Below are 16,437 nucleotides of genomic sequence, written 5' to 3'. Positions count from 1 at the left end.
CGACAGTCATGTAAGATCAGTTTACTATAAAGATTATATAGCACTAAGACAAATGTTTAAGGAGAATTTTAATGTCCGAAGGTAAACAAATTAAGCGGAGTGTTTTTTTTATTTCCGATGGAACTGCAATTACAGCTGAAACCCTTGGACATTCACTCTTAGCGCAATTTCCAAATGTAGACTTTGATATTCACATTCATCCTTATATTACGTCTGAAGAAGCGGCAATGAATGTGGTGACTGAGATTAATGCGCGTGCACAGCAAGATGGTCAACTGCCTTTGGTTTTTGACACGCTAGTAGATCAATATGTGCGTGACATTATTAACACTGCAAAAGCGATTAACCTAGATGTGTTCGAAGGCTTAATTAGCAAGCTTTCAGAGGAATTGGGTACACCACCAACCACCTTGGTTGGACAAACTCACGCAGTGACAGATTCTGAGTCATATAAGGCACGTATTGATGCGGTGCATTTTGCTTTGGACAATGATGATGGCGCACGTACCCGTCACTATGACAAAGCTGATCTGATTCTCATTGGCGTATCCCGTTCTGGTAAAACCCCAACCTCGATTTATTTGTCATTACAGTTTGGTATACGTGTGGCCAACTATCCACTGACCGAAGAAGATCTGGACGATAACCGCTTGCCAGCTGTGCTGCGCCCACATAAACATAAATTATTCGGTTTGATGATTGATGCCGAGCGTCTGGTGGCAATTCGTACCGAACGTAAAGCCAATAGCCGTTATGCCAGCTTTAACCAGTGCCAGATGGAATTACGCGCCATTGAAGGCATTTATATTTCTGAAGGTATTAAATACCTGAACGTGTCTGAAATGTCGATTGAAGAAATTTCGACCCGTGTCCTGCAAATGACCGGTCTAAAACGTCGTATTGGTTAAGTAATTGTTATTAAAACTGGAATACTGCAGGCTGCAGTATTCCAGTGGATATTAGACTGAAAATAAATTAAAAAACTAAAAAAACGGTCTAAAATCCTGTTTCATCCATTGCTCTCATCGGCTTGAAAATTAATAACACTTTTCTCTTAATTTACCGCTCTTTTAATTTACTTGTACCTGTATTTACTTTTCCGGATTACGGTGAGTCGTAATAATCACATCGACCTTATATTCACTGCCATCAATGGTATAAATACTGTGTTCTGCAATTCGGGCAATGGGCCAGGTAATTAACTGGCAGTTATCACGTTGCAGCGCAGCATAATAACTGTCCGATTTAAAATAGGCGTGCTGGGTATCGGCAATATTCGGGGTCAGCTGACGTTTTAGCCAGGTATCTACCACCTGCGCATCTAAAAAGCGCAAGGCCAGAATATTCTTGACCCGGTTGTTAAACAGCCGGCGGTTTTTAAATACCAGCGGATGGCTGATTAAACGATGGATACCGCGTTCGGTACTCGGTAATACAAAATGCGGTTCAATCTGAAAGACTTTAACCTGACTGGCGACCTGGGCAATTTTGTCCAGCTGCGAGACACTGTCCTGATTGGCACCAATAATCGCCACGCTGCGTTGACTGAAGTCATGCTGTTTGCTGTCTTTGGCACTGATGCAAAGCCCCTGAAAGGCATGAAAGTCTGCTGCACAATTTTCAAAAACGCTTTTGCCGGTATCCTGCTGTTTAACGACCATGAGGGCATCCTTTCATTCTTGGTTTTATCAATTTAGATGTTTTACTCTATTTTTAGTCAGCTCTTGCTGGAAGGTAAAGCACTTTAACTATCTGGCCAGTCATTTCGGTCACGGTGACGAAAATATCAGTGCAGGATGGGGCGAGAATAGATTCACCGTCACAATAAAAAAAGCCTGTAAATCCACACGGTTTACAGGCTCCATTACAGCTCGATGAAACTTATTTGAGCTGCATCAGGTAGTCAAAGTTTTGCAGACGTTTTTCAGTGTCATAGACATCACAGGTAAAGATAAACTCATCGACCTCATAACGGCTCAACAACTGTTCTAAGCCGGCTTTAACAGTCGAAGGTGAGCCAATTTGACCCATGGCATAGAAGTTATCCACCGACATTTTTTCAGCCGGTGACCATAAACCGTCCATGCTGGCGACTGGCGCTTTCAGTTTCAGGCTCTGACCACGCATTAAACCTAAAACCCGCTGATAGGCACTGGTGGCCAAAAACTGCGCTTCTTCATCGGTGGCCGCCACGACCGTTGGCACGCCCATCGATACATAAGGCCGATCTAGATATTCAGACGGCTGGAAGTTATCCCGATACAGCTGAATGGCCTGACCGAGCATCCGCGGCGCAAAGTGTGAGGCAAACGAGTAGGGCAGACCCAATCGGGCTGCCAGCTGGGCACTAAACAGGCTGGAACCGAGTAACCAGACCGGAACATGGGTGCCTTGTCCCGGCGTCGCTACAATGCGTTGCTGCGGTTCAGGTTCTTTGAAATAGTGCAGAATTTCCAGCACATCTTGCGGGAACTGGTCTTCAGTTTCCTGACGGCCACGGCGCAAGGCACGCATGGTGGTCTGATCAGTGCCGGGCGCACGACCAAGACCCAGCTCAATCCGGTCCGGATAGAGTGTAGCCAGTGTACCGAACTGTTCTGCCACCACTAAAGGGGCGTGGTTGGGCAACATAATCCCGCCAGAGCCGACTTTTAAAGTCTGGGTGTTGGCCAGAATGTAGCCGAGCAGCACCGCTGTGGCCGAGCTGGCAATGCCGTCCATATTATGATGTTCAGCCAGCCAGAAGCGGGCATAGCCCAGTTTTTCTGCCCGTTGCGCCAGCTCTAGCGCATGATGCAGGGAAAATTGAATGGTTTTATCGTCACGAACCGGTGCCAGTTCCAGAATGGAAAATTGTGTGTCTTTTAAACTGCGCATTGGCGTTCTCTATTCACATATCTATGGCTCACAGCATACGTTGTGTCCCGATGTTTGTATATCGCTTTTTTTCGATATAAGGTTTCATCGTGTAAAACAACACAAGCACCCGAGGGTGCTTGTGATAGGTTTAGATTCTGAACTTTGAAATTAACGGCGTTTTCCGTTTTTATAATGACCCAGATGCAGGCCATTATCACTGCGGTAACGGTCATTATAACGATAGTCGTTGTAACGGTAGCCACGGCTGTCGTAGCGACGATCATAACGGTCATCATAACGGCGATCTTCGCTGACTTTGGTACCTAACACTGCACCGGCACCACCACCTAAGGCTGCGCCAATATAACCACCATTGCTGCCGGCCATGTTTTTACCGACACTATAACCACCAGCGCTACCTAAAGCGGCACCAATGGCTGCACCATTGCGGTCACGTTTATCGGCAGAGACTGCTGCACCACCGGCACCACCCAAGGCAGAACCAATTAACGCACCGGTTGAGCCGCCCATTTGCTGGCCAATGGCTGCACCGACCACACCACCTAAAGCGGAACCTACTGCGACACGGGTGTTGTTGTCGGCGTGTGCTGTACCCATCATAAGCGCTGAGCTGGCCAGTACTGTACTCAATAAAATTTTGTTGATCTTCATGGTTACACTCCAAAGAGCACATTCAATTTGTCTTGACTTTAATGTAGAAAAACTTTGAGAAAAGATCGTGGAGGGCACAGGTGTCAAAATGCTAATTTTGGTCAACGCTGTGTAATTTTTCTGTCGAATCTCTTCATAATTGCCTCCTCATCCATCTACTGAAAAAATGAAATCCCAGGCGTAAAAAAAGCATCCTGAAGATGCTTTTTTTACAAGGGGAGAATTAACGACGACGTTTTTTCTTCCATTTACGTTCCTGGTAACGGTCGTATTCTTTATCTTTGGAAATCTTGTTACCCAGCGCTGCACCACCGGCTGCACCGAGCGCTGCACCAATATAACCACCGTTAGTACCGCCCATGTTCTGACCCACGGTATAACCCGCACCGCCACCTAAGGCACCGCCAATGGCAGATTCAGTACGATGGCGTTTGTTACTGGCTACAGCTGCGCCACCTGCACCACCTAAAGCCGCACCAATGGTTGCACCCGTGGTACCGCCCATGTTTTTACCTAAGGCTGTACCTGCGACACTACCTAAGGCACTGGCTGCAGCTACACGGGTCGCATTGTCAGCATGTGCATTCACCGTCATGAAAGAAGTGGCAGCAAGCGTTGCACTTAATAAAACAGCATTGAGTTTCATATTCACTCCATGTCCAAGAGCGGACTTTTTAATGTCATTTGATGGCAGTAAATGTAACAAAAGGATTCCCTGCAAATATGGAGAGGCACCTTCATAATTCAGTGCTTTGGTTTCGGCTTTGTATAAGTTGTATTAAAACTGTCGATTTTATCGGCAGCCCAGACTTTAAATTGAAAGAGGCAGGATGCATCTCTTGCACGCTGTAGCGTATTTGCCGGATTTGGCCATCAACCACGCAGTTTCTGCTACGAATAAAGATGTTATTTGCTGGCCAGAATCGTTAAACTATGGCAATTTTTTGATTTCGCTGGCCTTATTGAATTAGGGCGACAGCCTGTATATTGAGATAATTTGCACAATGAAAGAATCGTTACGTTTACGATTAGATCAACTTTCTGACCGTCACGAAGAATTAACAGCACTCTTGGCCGATGCTGAAGTCATTTCCGATAACAAACGCTTTCGCCAGCTGTCGCGCGAACACAATGACCTGAGCGAAATTACCGAAGTCTGGGGCAAATATACCCAGGCCGAAGCCGATATTGAAACGGCTGAAGCAATGCTGTCCGATCCTGACTTTAAAGAGATGGCGCAGGAAGAGATCAAGGAAAACAAGGCATTGATTGAACAGCTGGAAGCGGATTTAAACATCCTGATGATTCCTAAAGATCCGAATGATGCCAACTCGGCCTATCTGGAAATTCGTGCCGGCACCGGTGGTGATGAAGCAGCAATTTTCTCCGGCGATTTATTCCGCATGTACAGCAAATATGCCGAATCTCAAGGCTGGCGTATTGAAGTGCTGTCAGAAAACGAAGGCGAACACGGCGGCTATAAAGAAGTGATTTGTCTGGTTAATGGTGACGGGGTCTATGGCCGCCTGAAATTTGAAAGTGGCGCACATCGTGTCCAGCGTGTTCCGGCAACTGAATCGCAAGGCCGTGTACATACGTCCGCCTGTACCGTGGCTATTTTGCCTGAAATTGATGTCGATACTACAGTTGATATTAACCCGGCAGATTTACGTATTGATACCTACCGCGCGTCGGGTGCCGGTGGTCAGCACGTCAACAAAACTGACTCTGCGGTGCGTATTACCCATATTCCAACCGGAACGGTAGTGGAATGTCAGGAAGAACGTTCGCAGCACAAGAACAAAGCCAAAGCCATGGCCTTATTGGCCTCACGTCTGGAAAATGCCAAACGTGCTGCAGCAGATGCTGCCACTTCGGAAATGCGTCGTGACTTGGTCGGTTCCGGTGACCGTTCCGAGCGTATTCGCACCTATAACTATCCGCAAGGGCGGATGACCGATCATCGTATTAACTTAACTTTATATAAGTTAGATGCAGTGATGGAAGGTGATTTAACCGAATTGCTGGACAGCCTGCACCGTGAATATCAGGCCGATCAGCTGGCGTTACTTGCCCAGCAAAATGGTGGCTAATGAAAATTGCCGATGCACTGGCCATTCGTGGCGTAGCAGACAGCTACGAACGTCAGGAAAATCTCTGGCTACTGGAGCATATTCTAGGTTTATCTGCCTTGGCGCTGAAATATCAGGCCGATCGTGAGCTAAGCCCAGAACAGGAACAGCAATATCTTGCGGGTATTGCCCGGATTGAAGCAGGTGAACCCTTGGCCTATGTCACCGGTTCACAGCCATTCTGGACACTGGATTTAAAAGTCACACCAGATACCCTGGTGCCAAGACCAGATACCGAAGTACTGGTAGAAAGCTGTTTGCAACTGGATTTACCGGCACAAGCGGCGATTATCGACTTGGGTACCGGCACCGGTGCGATTGCCTTGGCCTTGGCATCGGAACGTCCGGATTGGCAGGTGACTGCAACCGATATCTATCCGCCGACTCTGGCGGTTGCCAAAGAAAATGCGCAGACGCATAACTTGGAGCGGGTAGAGTTTAAGCTGGGCGCCTGGTTTGCTGCTTTAGGCGTTCCTGCCGAGCCGAGGTTTGATCTGATTGTGTCGAATCCACCGTATATTGCGGCTGATGATGTACATATGAAAGATTTGGCCACCGAACCTGAACGGGCCTTAGTGGCGGCCAAGCAGGGCTTATCTGATCTTGAGATTATTATTCAGCAAGGCAAGCACTGGTTAAAACCGCAAGGCTGGATTGCTGTAGAGCATGGTTATGATCAGGCAGTAGCTGTGCAAAATATCTTTAACGATGCCGGTTTTGTTGCGGTACGCACCATTCTGGATTATGGCGGTAATGATCGGGTGACTATCGGCCAACTCGGCGATTAAGTCAGGTTGCCTTTAATCGCCTGAATGGCCGGAGGTAATTCTTCACCCAAGGCACTCAGCATTTCCCGTTCGATTAGCCGGACCATGGCACTCAGTGGCAGGTCATTGTCTTGCAGGCCAAACGGTTCTTCCAGCTGTTCGCTTAAGGCATCCAAGCCCAAAAACAGATAGGCAATCAATCCCACCAGAATGGGGGTCCAGATACCTAAATTCGCCTCTAAACTAAAAGGCAGAATAAAGCAGAAACAGTACACGGTGCGGTGTAGCAATACCGAATACGAAAAAGGTAACGGTGTGGTCAGAATCCGGTCACAACCGGCCTGAATATCCCCTAAGCTGATAATGTGCTTGTTCAGGCCATGATAGACAATATCTGACAGTTCGCCGCTGTGCAGGGCCTTGACCAGATCTTTCTGAATCTGTTCCAGAATAAACTGGGCGGCATTAATATGCCCAAACAGCGCCTGATAATCGGCCGGGCTTAAATTGACCTTGTTATGATAAAAATCAATCGGCTCATTCTGGGTGCGCAGCCGGTTTTTCAGTAAATTGCTAAACAGCATTACCCGATACATCAGCACCTGACGTTCGGCGGGCGGCAACACATAGGAATCACGGGCAAGATGGCGTGAGGTGGCAATCAGCTGCCCCCATAATTTGCGGCCTTCCCACCAGCGTTCATAACTGGCAGTATTTCTGAAACTGAGGAAAATCGACAGGATAACCCCGAAAATGGTAAAGCCAATCGCGGGCACGGCCGGCGCCTGTACATAATGATGCGAGGACAGATAGACCAGCACGGTGGAAATGAACACCACCATCATTAAGGCCGGCATGACCTTGGGCAAGATGGTGCCTGACCATGCAAAAAGTAATGCGAAACTGTTGCTTTTATCCCGAATAATCATAGTGCTTCTGCGCGGATGCTCAGCCGTAGTGTTCCATAGCCGGACAAGGCAATGCAAGCCGTATACGTTGGGATGATTCAGTATAATCCAGTCAAAAAAAGTGACGCCGTAGCGTCACTTGAATAAGGCGTTGGGTAACTGCTCAAGATTTACATTGGATAATCTTGCAGACAGTCAGATACTTCCACTTGAGCCAGGCTATCGGTTTCTAAAGCCAGACACAGCGCTACAATTTTTGCCGTTTCGCTCAGGTTTTCATCTTTAAGTGCTAAGCCTGCTTGTAAGGCGTGCAGATCTTCCTGAGGAATATCTAAGGCTTGTGCCGCTTCTAGCGCATCTTCACGATCAAAAAATGCCGCCATCGCATTACGTAACTGATCTTCAGAGGTGTTGAGAATGCCTTGATTCAGCAATTCATCAAGTTGCTCTGAAGGAGTAGAAAGTGCGTGATTAAAATTTTGAACCAGATTTTGTGCAAGCACATCAATCATCTTAAGCATGGGAACCTCTAAAGATGGAGTACAACAAGGAGGAGGAGGGATTACAGCCAAAATTGCATAGAATCTATGCGATAAATTGAGTGAAAATTAATCTATTTTGGTGTGATTGGCAATGCTGTTACGATGAATGACCGGTTCAAATACTGCACTTGAAATGCCAAGTGCTTCATATTGCAACTTATATTTAAAAGTTCTGAGTTAAAAATATCAGCATAAATAACGGCTAGCTTTGATTCTGCCGGTAGGCCCCCGGATTTAAGCCAGTCCACTTTTTAAAGGCTCGGTGAAAGGCACTTGGATCATGAAAATTCAGCCGTTCACTAATATCTTGTAGCGATAGCTCGGTTTTCGATAGCAGTTCAATCGCGGTATCGCGGCGGATTTCATTTTTCAGTTGCTGATAGCTGGTACCTTCCTGTTTTAAACGGCGCTGAAAAGTGGCGCCTGACATATTCAGTTGTCGGGTCAGTTCATGCAGTTCCAGCCATTCACTTGGCGGACGCTGCATCAGTTGTTTGCGAATCATCGTGCTTAACGCATGCGGATTTTTAAAACGCACCAGCAGGTTATACGGGGTTTGCTGTAAAAAGCGTTTCCAGCTGCGCTCATCCTGCTTGATTTTTAGACCCAAAGCCTGCGCATCAAAATAGATTCGGTTGTCGGGTTGTTCATAGCGAATGTTTTCACAAAAGCGCACCCGATAATCTGCATCATCGCTTGGAGCCGGGCATTTTAGTTCGATTTTTTGAATGGCAATGCGCTGTCCACTGAGCCAGCAGATCAGGCTATGCACCAGCATTAAATAAGTCGCATAACTGAACATGGCTTTGGGCTGCGCCCGATCATGAAGGGTCAGCACAGCAGCATCTTTGTTGAGCTGCAGTTCCCCGCGCAGATCATCCAGAATCAGGTTGAAAAACTTTAGAATCTCTTTCAGTGCGGTTTCAATGGTATCGGCAGAGTAGACCCATTTGGACAATAAACGATAACTGCCACGGCGCAGCGGATGGCTGTCCATACCAAAAAACTCATCATTCATGGCATCGGCCAGGGCAATCCACAGCTGCCCATATTGCAGCACCGACACCCGCGCTTTGGCCGAATGCATCAGCTCCAGCGGAATACCGGCCCGGGTCAGAATGGAGTGAATTTCCACCCCTTGCTGCTGGGCGGCTTGCAGTGCTTCATGCACCAGTGCAATAGAAATGGTGCCTTTACTATAATGCAAATGGGATGGCGTCATCGCGTGTCTATTCAATTTAAAATTATGTTAAAAATGCTATTGTTCAAAGGCATCATGCATGATGCTGTATTTGGAAATTGTACTCAAGCTGGAGTCTGATTACTCTGCATCTTAAGTCGAGTATGTGTCATTGATAACAAAACTATTTGGGAAAATAAAATGAAGATTCAAGGAAAAGTATGTGTGGTTACCGGTGGTGCATCTGGTTTGGGCGCTGCTACTGCACAGTATCTGGTGGAGCAGGGGGCCAATGTCATTCTGGTCGATATGAATCAGGAGCTGGGTACGCAAATGGCACAGCAATTGGGTGAAAAAGCCCAGTTTAAGGCGCTGGATGTGACCGATGAAGCCGCGGTAGAGCAATTCTTTGCCGAGATTGAGCAGCACTATGGCCAGTTAAATGGTCTGGTCAACTGTGCCGGCATCGCACCTTCAGCCAAAGTGCTGGGCAAAGAAGGCTTACATAGCTTAAGCATGTTCCAGAAAGTGCTGGACATTAATGTCAGTGGCAGCTTTAACATGATTCGTTTTGCTGCGCAGCTGATGGCCAAATATCAACTGCAAGCTGGTGAAGAAGAGCGCGGTGTAATTGTCAATACCGCTTCAGTGGCGGCGTATGAAGGACAGATTGGTCAGGCGGCCTATTCTGCGTCCAAAGGTGCGATTGTGGCGATGACCTTGCCGCTAGCGCGTGAACTGGCCCGTGAATCGATCCGCGTGATGACCATTGCACCGGGGATTATGGAAACACCAATGCTGAAAGCCTTTCCACAGCATGTGCAGGATGCTTTGGGGCAGATGGTGCCATATCCACCGCGTCTGGCTAAGCCACATGAATTTGCCCAGTTGGTAGGACAGATTTTTGAAAATGGCTATTTGAATGGTGAGGTGATTCGTCTGGATGGTGCGATCCGGATGCAGCCTAAATAAGTACAATGCTTAAAAAAGCAGCCCTTTGCTGGGTTAAATAAATAGCCTAAGTAAATAAAAATAAGATAAACCCATCTGGTCTGGTTGTCGTGCTGATGCTGCAGCTAGACCATCCCCCAAGTTTTTAGATCAGCCAGCGTACTTCAGCCGAATCCAACGTAATGAGAACGAGAAAGCAATGATTTTAAATGAACAACAAAAAATGGTTCAGGACATGATGCGTAGCTATGCGCAGGAGAAATTGAAACCGACCGCAGCCGAACGCGATAAAACCGCACAGTTTCCGGCACAGGAACTGAAAGAGCTGGGCGCTTTAGGTGCACTGGGTATGACTGTATCGGAACAGTGGGGTGGTGCCGGTCTGGATTATATCTCGCTGGTGCTGGCTTTAGAGGAAATTGCCGCAGGAGATGGTGCGATTTCGACGATTGTGAGTGTGCAAAACTCTTTACCGTGCGGCATCATTCAGCGTTATGGCACTGAAGCGCAAAAACAGCATTATCTGACCAAACTGGCGACCGGTGAATGGTTAGGCTGTTTTTGCCTGACCGAACCGCAAGTCGGTTCCGATGCTAGTGCCATCGAATGCAAGGCTGAACGTGATGGTGACAGCTGGATATTAAATGGCACTAAGCAGTTTATTACCACCGGTAAACACGCCCAGCTGGCTTTGGTCTTTGCTGTGACCGATAAATCTGCTGGCAAAAAAGGCATTTCCTGCTTTTTGGTCCCGACCGAGAACCCCGGATATATCGTGTCGCGTTTAGAAGACAAAATGGGGCAGCATTGTTCCGATACGGCGACTATTGTGCTGGATCAATGCCGTATTCCAGCTGATCATCTGCTCGGTCAGGAAGGCGAAGGCTATAAAATTGCTTTGTCCAATCTGGAGTCAGGCCGGATCGGGATTGCTGCCCAATCGGTGGGGATGGCGCGTGCTGCTTTAGATGCCGCCGTGGAATATGCCAATGAACGTAAAGCCTTTGGGGTTGAGATCGTGCAACATCAGGCAGTGGCTTTTCGTCTGGCCGATATGGCCACGCAAATTGAAGCGGCGCGTCAGTTGATTTTGCATGCAGCCAGCTTAAAAGATGCCGGTTTACCGTGTTTAAAAGAGGCTTCGATGGCCAAACTGTTTGCTTCAACCATGGCAGAGCGCGTCTGCTCCGATGCCATCCAGATTCATGGCGGTTATGGTTATGTGTCCGACTTCCCGGTAGAACGGATTTACCGCGATGTTCGGGTTAGCCAGATTTATGAAGGCGCTTCGGATATTCAGCGTTTGGTGATTGCCCGGGCTGTGACCCAGTCTTAAACCGGCGTTGATACAGCAATATGTCCAAACACGGCATCACGATTGAGGCCAATGGAAATTGCTGTGGTGCCCTCCTTATGCTGAACTGAAGCATAAGATGTTATTCATCATCTAACCCATCTCCCATGTGAAGACCGCTTTGCATGGGTACAATCTAAAAATAGCCGTATAAGAAATAACCCTGCAGTCGGATGGATTGCAGACCATCAGCCCGATGGCATGAAAACAACAAGGAACACGTTCTGCAATACGGATGTTTTTGCAGATTAATCGCCCCGAAGGATAAGAGGTTGCCCCCATGAAAACGTTGCAAGACGCCTATCAAGATTTTAATTTGGAACAACTGATTGCTACCCAGTTACAGGGAACGGCACAGGCACTGAATGCCTATACCGAATGCTGTGGCCGATATTCTGGACAGCAGCACACCGCTTTGATCTGGGAAGGTAAGCAGGGTGAATCAGCTCGTTGGAGCTTTGATCAGCTGGCTGAGGCTTCGGGCAAGCTGGCCAATTATTTTCAGGCCATGGGTTTAAAAGCAGGCGACTGTATTGCCGGTCTGCTGCCACGTACTCCGGAATTACTGATTACCGTATTGGCCACCTGGCGGATGGGCGCGGTCTATCAGCCGCTATTTACAGCCTTTGAATCGAAAGCGATTGAACACCGGCTGGAGGCTGCCAATACCCGGTTTATTGTGACCCATACCGAGCAACGCGCCAAACTCAGTTCATTGCAGCAGATTGGTATATTAACCGTCGGTGCTGAAGCGGCTGGAACAGGTGATGCCGATTTCTGGCAGCAGCTGAATCAGCATTCTGCCAGTTTTGAGCCGGTACTGCGCAGCTTTGAAGATGACTTCCTGATGATGTTTACTTCGGGTACCACGGGTCTGGCAAAATCGGTGCCGGTGCCTTTAAAAGCCTTGCTGGCCTTTAAAGGTTATATGCAGTATGCGGTCGATTTACGTGCTGAAGATTCGTTCTGGAATCTGGCCGATCCGGGCTGGGCCTATGGGTTGTATTATGGCATTACCGGGCCGCTCAGTCTGGGGCATAGTATTATCATGGATGAACGACCATTTAGTGTCGATCATGCACTGGAAGTCATTCAAAAATATCAGGTCAGCAATTTGGCCGGTTCGCCAACAGCCTTTCGTATGTTCTTTGGCTTTAAAGAAAAATTTGCCGGTGTACCTAAAACCTTGCGCGTGGTCAGCAGTGCCGGTGAGCCACTAACCCCAGAAGTTATTCACTGGTTTAAACAGGATCTCGAGGTCAATGTTTACGATCAGTACGGACAAACTGAACTGGGCATGGTGATTGCCAATCATCATGCGCTGGAACATCACAAAAAAGTGGGCTCGGCCGGTTATGCCATTCCGGGACATCGTTTTGCGGTATTAAATGCACAGCATCAGGAAGTTGCCGCGGGTGAAATTGGCACGCTGGCGCTGGATGAATCACAATCTCCATTAATGTGGTTTAAAGGCTATGCCGGACATAACCGTAAATCCTTTGTGGGCCAGTACTATTTAACCGGTGATACGGTGCGTTTAAATGAGCTGGGCGGAATTGATTTTATTGGGCGTGCAGACGATGTCATTACAACTTCGGGCTATCGGGTCGGACCGTTTGATGTCGAAAGCACCTTGCTGGAATGCGAGGAAGTGCTGGAATCAGCCGTGGTGGGTAAACCGGACCCGGCGCGTACTGAAATCGTTAAAGCCTTTGTGGTGCTAAAAGCACAATTTGCTGCAAGTCCGGCACTGGAACAAAAACTACAGCATTATGTGCGTTCACGTTTATCCAAACATGCTTATCCGAAAGAGATTGAATTTGTCGAGGCTTTACCCAAAACCTCCAGCGGCAAGATTCAACGCAATATCCTTAAGCAGCAGGAAATTGATAAACAGATACTGTTGGAAAAAGTCAGTTAAGAGGAGATAGAAGACAATTAAAATTATTTAATTTATGTAATTTGTATGTCATTACATTTGGTTTCTTGATATTGATTTTTATCAGTTTTATTTTTATCTATAAAAAGTCACGCAAGAATCTGCAAAATACAGGTCAAAGCGTGACTTTTTTTATGGCTATTTCAAGGCGTATATGTGGCTGTTATAAATCCATTTTCTGGTGTTCAGAATTGGGTTCACCAGTTTTACCGGTCAGATTGCCTTTCAGTACTTTAAATAACTGGGTGACTTTATTGTCGGTGACATTCCAGTATTCGGCACTAATCGCTTCTGCCACCAGAACACGCACCGAAGGATCATCCTTGCCGTTAAACCAGTTTTCCGCCCATGGATTCCAGAGCTGATCAATCAGGGCACGATCTGTACTGATTTGCGCATGTGCACTCATCGACACATAAATCCCGTCTGAGGGTTTGGAGAACGCCAGACCAATCTGGTTACGGCCGTTGGTCACTGCTGTAACCAGATCATTGCTGTCACGCAAAATAAAATACAAATTCTGACGTTCATGCAGCTTTTCAGAATTGAGCATGGTCATTGGCTGTGCATGAATTTCTTGGGTTTCGGTGTGGTGACTGATCATGGTGAAGCGTACATCTTTAATCAGTTCCCATAATTTGTCGCGGTTATGTTGATCGTTCATGTGCTTTGCTCCTGATGTCAGTAAATGCGCTTTTACGCAAAAGAACTCATTCACAAGCAGAGTAAAACGATTTTTGTGCTTCGCGTAGCGGTCTCACCTAACTCATACAGATTCAGGGTAAAACAATATCTGCGCTCAACAAAAGCGCATCAGGCAAGACAGTTGTTTACATATCATCCAGACCAAGAGGTTATACATAAAACGAAGGGCGGCGAACACCGAAAAAACAGTGGGTAAGGCTGTTAAAAAAAATCAATCGAATTACACTATAGCCAGCAAAAAACAGGAAGATAAATGGTGACACTTGAGGATAACTGGCAGGAACTGAGCGATGCAGAAATGCATTTATATAGTCGCCAGATTTTGCTGGATGGCTGGGACATCGAAGCGCAGGAAAAATTAAAACTGGCCAATGTGCTGATTGTCGGCTGTGGCGGTATCGGCTGTAGCAGTGCTGAACTGTTGGCGCGCGCCGGGGTCGGAAAAATCACCCTCATTGATGCCGATACGATTGAAATCAGTAATTTGCAACGTCAAATTGCCTATAGCACAGAAGATTTAGGCTTCTATAAGGCCGACATTCTGGCCAAGCGTCTGCAAAAGATTAATCCGCATATTCAGGTACATGCCATCACAGCCAAACTGGATGACAGCAATGCTATCGGACTGATTGCCCAGCAGGATCTGGTTTTAGATGGCTGTGATAATTTCAGTACCCGTTATCTGGTCAATCGTGTTTGTGTGCAGCATCAGGTGGCGCTGATTAGCGCCTCGGCTATTGGTTTTCAGGGCCAGCTGTTTATGGTGGAAGGCGATTCGGCTTGTTATGAATGCCTGTTTCCAAAAGAAGATCAGGCCAATGAAAGCCTGCGCTGCGCCGATTCCGGTGTGCTGGCCACGACTCCGAATGTGATGGCCAGTTTACAGGCGCATCATACCTTGATCTATTTAGGTCTGGGAATTGCTGCGTTAAAACAGAAGCTGCTGCTCTGGGATGGGCTGAGTTTAAAACAGCGCCTGCTGGCGTTTGAAAAAGACCGAAATTGCCCATGCTGTCAGGCAAGATAAATCTATCTGACACCAATTTTTTGCTACACTGACTCAAATTTAATTTCATCGAAGACATTATGAAAAACAATATCTGGTTAGATGGCCTTCGTTCCGTGGCGCGTATGGGCGAAACGGCAGTCGTGGCGGCCAAAGCCGGCCTGAAATATGCGACTGAAAAACCCAGCAATGCCAAACTGATGCGTGAAACCTTTGAATCGCTCGGTTCAACCTATATCAAGCTGGGGCAGTTTATTGCCAGCACGCCATCTTTGTTTCCACGTGAGTATGTGGAAGAGTTTCAGGGCTGTTTAGATCAAACTCCATCATTGCCGTTTAGCTATGTACAGCAGGTGCTGGCTTCAGAATTCGCCGGGCGTGATTTAGGCGAAATTTTTGCCTCGATTGATGAAACCCCGCTGGCTTCGGCTTCCATTGCCCAGGTGCATGCTGCCAAGCTGGTCTCGGGCGAAGATGTGGTGATTAAAGTCCAGAAACCGGGTGTGGAAACCATTTTATATACTGACCTGAATGTGCTGCACTGGGCCACCAAGCTGCTGGAAAAAGCCGTACCAAAAGTAAAATTCGCCTCTCTGGCTGATATTGTCGAAGAAATTAAAGTCCGTATGGTGCGCGAAGTCGACTTTATTGAAGAAGCCAAAAACCTGGATGATTTTGTCAATTATCTGAACCTGACCCAGAATCAGGCCGCAACAGCGCCAAAGGTGTATCATCAGTATTCCACTCGCCGGGTGTTGACCATGCAGCGTCTTTTCGGGGTGCCTTTAACCGATTTTGAAGTGGTGAAGCAGTACGCCAAAGACCCGTCGCAGGTGTTAATTACCGCCATGAATACCTGGTTTGGCAGCCTGATGATGTGTAACAGTTTCCATGCCGACCTGCATGCCGGCAACCTGATGTTGCTGGAAGATGGCCGCGTCGGTTTTATTGATTTTGGGATTGTCGGGCAGCTGAAGCCGGAAGTCTGGACCGCTTGTATCGCCTTTATGGATGCCTTGCAGAATACCGACTACACGCTGATGGCGGAAAACATGCTGAAAATGGGCATGACCGATACCCAGATTGACACTAAAATTCTGGCGCAAGATTTGGAACGTCTGTTTAGTGGTGTATTGCTGGCCGATCCCCAGGAAATCCTCAGTTCAAATCCGGCCGATTTAAATGACATCATGATGGATATGGTGGCGGTTGGTGAACGTCATGGCATCCGTTTCCCGCGTGATTTTGCGCTGCTGTTCAAGCAAATGCTGTACTTTGACCGTTTCATGCGTATCCTGGCGCCGTATACTGACATTTATGCCGACCAGCGCTTGCAGATGGTACAAAGTATGGACCCAAATCTGCTGCTCAAACATTAATTTATAGACATCGCCCAGCGTTTATATAACAAGCTGTTGCTGC

At 47.3% G+C, this 16,437-nt stretch carries 16 protein-coding genes; 8 read left to right on the top strand and 8 right to left on the bottom strand.

The features are described 5' to 3' along the window. Positions 1 to 71 precede the first annotated feature (71 nt). Positions 72 to 908 carry a posphoenolpyruvate synthetase regulatory kinase/phosphorylase PpsR gene (gene ppsR, locus ACVLR6_RS08515; protein ID WP_104488923.1) on the top strand — a complete coding sequence of 279 codons (837 nt, stop codon included), beginning with the start codon at positions 72 to 74 and terminating at the stop codon, positions 906 to 908. Positions 909 to 1,091: 183 nt separating this feature from the next. On the opposite strand, the gene ACVLR6_RS08510 is transcribed toward ppsR, so the two are convergent. The 4 genes from ACVLR6_RS08510 to ACVLR6_RS08495 form a co-directional block, all read right to left on the bottom strand. Continuing rightward, the gene (locus ACVLR6_RS08510) at positions 1,092 to 1,661 is read right to left on the bottom strand and encodes an NAD(P)/FAD-dependent oxidoreductase (protein ID WP_005178717.1); all 570 of its coding nucleotides are present in this window, start codon (positions 1,659 to 1,661) and stop codon (positions 1,092 to 1,094) included. 220 nt (positions 1,662 to 1,881) lie between these two features. Next, positions 1,882 to 2,877: an LLM class flavin-dependent oxidoreductase gene (locus tag ACVLR6_RS08505; RefSeq protein ID WP_005178716.1), complete on the bottom strand. Its 996-nt coding sequence runs from the start codon at positions 2,875 to 2,877 to the stop codon at positions 1,882 to 1,884. A 150-nt stretch (positions 2,878 to 3,027) separates the two neighbouring features. Further along, positions 3,028 to 3,531, bottom strand: a complete 504-nt coding sequence (locus ACVLR6_RS08500) for a glycine zipper domain-containing protein (protein WP_005178715.1) — start codon at positions 3,529 to 3,531, stop codon at positions 3,028 to 3,030. A 223-nt stretch (positions 3,532 to 3,754) separates the two neighbouring features. After that, positions 3,755 to 4,177, bottom strand: coding sequence for a glycine zipper domain-containing protein (locus tag ACVLR6_RS08495; RefSeq protein WP_005178713.1), 423 nt, complete (start codon positions 4,175 to 4,177; stop codon positions 3,755 to 3,757). A gap of 358 nt (positions 4,178 to 4,535) precedes the next feature. Here ACVLR6_RS08495 and prfA point away from each other — a divergent pair, with 358 nt between their 5' ends. Both prfA and prmC read left to right on the top strand, forming a co-directional pair. Beyond that, on the top strand, positions 4,536 to 5,624 hold the full coding sequence (gene prfA, locus ACVLR6_RS08490; RefSeq protein WP_005178710.1) for a peptide chain release factor 1: 1,089 nt from the start codon (positions 4,536 to 4,538) through the stop codon (positions 5,622 to 5,624). Continuing rightward, positions 5,624 to 6,451: a peptide chain release factor N(5)-glutamine methyltransferase gene (prmC, locus tag ACVLR6_RS08485; RefSeq protein ID WP_075166875.1), complete on the top strand. Its 828-nt coding sequence runs from the start codon at positions 5,624 to 5,626 to the stop codon at positions 6,449 to 6,451. The genes prfA and prmC overlap by 1 nt, the downstream gene beginning before the upstream one ends. Here the strand turns inward: prmC and ACVLR6_RS08480 are convergent. From ACVLR6_RS08480 to ACVLR6_RS08470, 3 genes are all read right to left on the bottom strand, one after another. After that, positions 6,448 to 7,359: a bestrophin family protein gene (locus ACVLR6_RS08480; protein ID WP_005178708.1), complete on the bottom strand. Its 912-nt coding sequence runs from the start codon at positions 7,357 to 7,359 to the stop codon at positions 6,448 to 6,450. The genes prmC and ACVLR6_RS08480 overlap by 4 nt on opposite strands. A 149-nt stretch (positions 7,360 to 7,508) precedes the next feature. Then, entirely contained in the window at positions 7,509 to 7,859 is a 351-nt protein-coding gene (locus tag ACVLR6_RS08475; RefSeq protein WP_005178707.1) for a hypothetical protein, read from the bottom strand. Positions 7,860 to 8,082: 223 nt separating this feature from the next. Then, positions 8,083 to 9,102 (bottom strand): AraC family transcriptional regulator, encoded by a 1,020-nt coding sequence (locus tag ACVLR6_RS08470; RefSeq protein ID WP_016659091.1) that lies wholly within the window; start codon positions 9,100 to 9,102, stop codon positions 8,083 to 8,085. A gap of 159 nt (positions 9,103 to 9,261) precedes the next feature. Here ACVLR6_RS08470 and ACVLR6_RS08465 point away from each other — a divergent pair, with 159 nt between their 5' ends. The 3 genes from ACVLR6_RS08465 (at position 9,262) to ACVLR6_RS08455 (ending at position 13,286) form a co-directional block, all read left to right on the top strand. Continuing rightward, positions 9,262 to 10,032, top strand: coding sequence for a 3-hydroxyacyl-CoA dehydrogenase (locus ACVLR6_RS08465; protein ID WP_005178702.1), 771 nt, complete (start codon positions 9,262 to 9,264; stop codon positions 10,030 to 10,032). 178 nt (positions 10,033 to 10,210) lie between these two features. Further along, positions 10,211 to 11,347: an acyl-CoA dehydrogenase family protein gene (locus ACVLR6_RS08460; protein WP_005178699.1), complete on the top strand. Its 1,137-nt coding sequence runs from the start codon at positions 10,211 to 10,213 to the stop codon at positions 11,345 to 11,347. A gap of 298 nt (positions 11,348 to 11,645) precedes the next feature. Beyond that, entirely contained in the window at positions 11,646 to 13,286 is a 1,641-nt protein-coding gene (locus ACVLR6_RS08455; RefSeq protein WP_168384382.1) for an AMP-binding protein, read from the top strand. Positions 13,287 to 13,467: 181 nt separating this feature from the next. On the opposite strand, the gene ACVLR6_RS08450 is transcribed toward ACVLR6_RS08455, so the two are convergent. Next, positions 13,468 to 13,968, bottom strand: coding sequence for a pyridoxamine 5'-phosphate oxidase family protein (locus tag ACVLR6_RS08450; protein WP_168397733.1), 501 nt, complete (start codon positions 13,966 to 13,968; stop codon positions 13,468 to 13,470). Between the two features lie 294 nt (positions 13,969 to 14,262). Between ACVLR6_RS08450 and ACVLR6_RS08445 the strand changes: the two genes are divergently transcribed. Both ACVLR6_RS08445 and ACVLR6_RS08440 read left to right on the top strand, forming a co-directional pair. Next, positions 14,263 to 15,036 (top strand): HesA/MoeB/ThiF family protein, encoded by a 774-nt coding sequence (locus tag ACVLR6_RS08445; protein WP_168397732.1) that lies wholly within the window; start codon positions 14,263 to 14,265, stop codon positions 15,034 to 15,036. A 59-nt stretch (positions 15,037 to 15,095) separates the two neighbouring features. Further along, entirely contained in the window at positions 15,096 to 16,394 is a 1,299-nt protein-coding gene (locus ACVLR6_RS08440; protein WP_075166870.1) for an ABC1 kinase family protein, read from the top strand. The last annotated feature ends 43 nt before the right edge of the window (positions 16,395 to 16,437 follow it).

The organism is Acinetobacter sp. T63 (genome assembly GCF_053852345.1).
The sequence above is the reverse complement of the archived record's forward strand: the minus strand, read 5'-3'. Positions and strand labels throughout refer to the sequence as shown.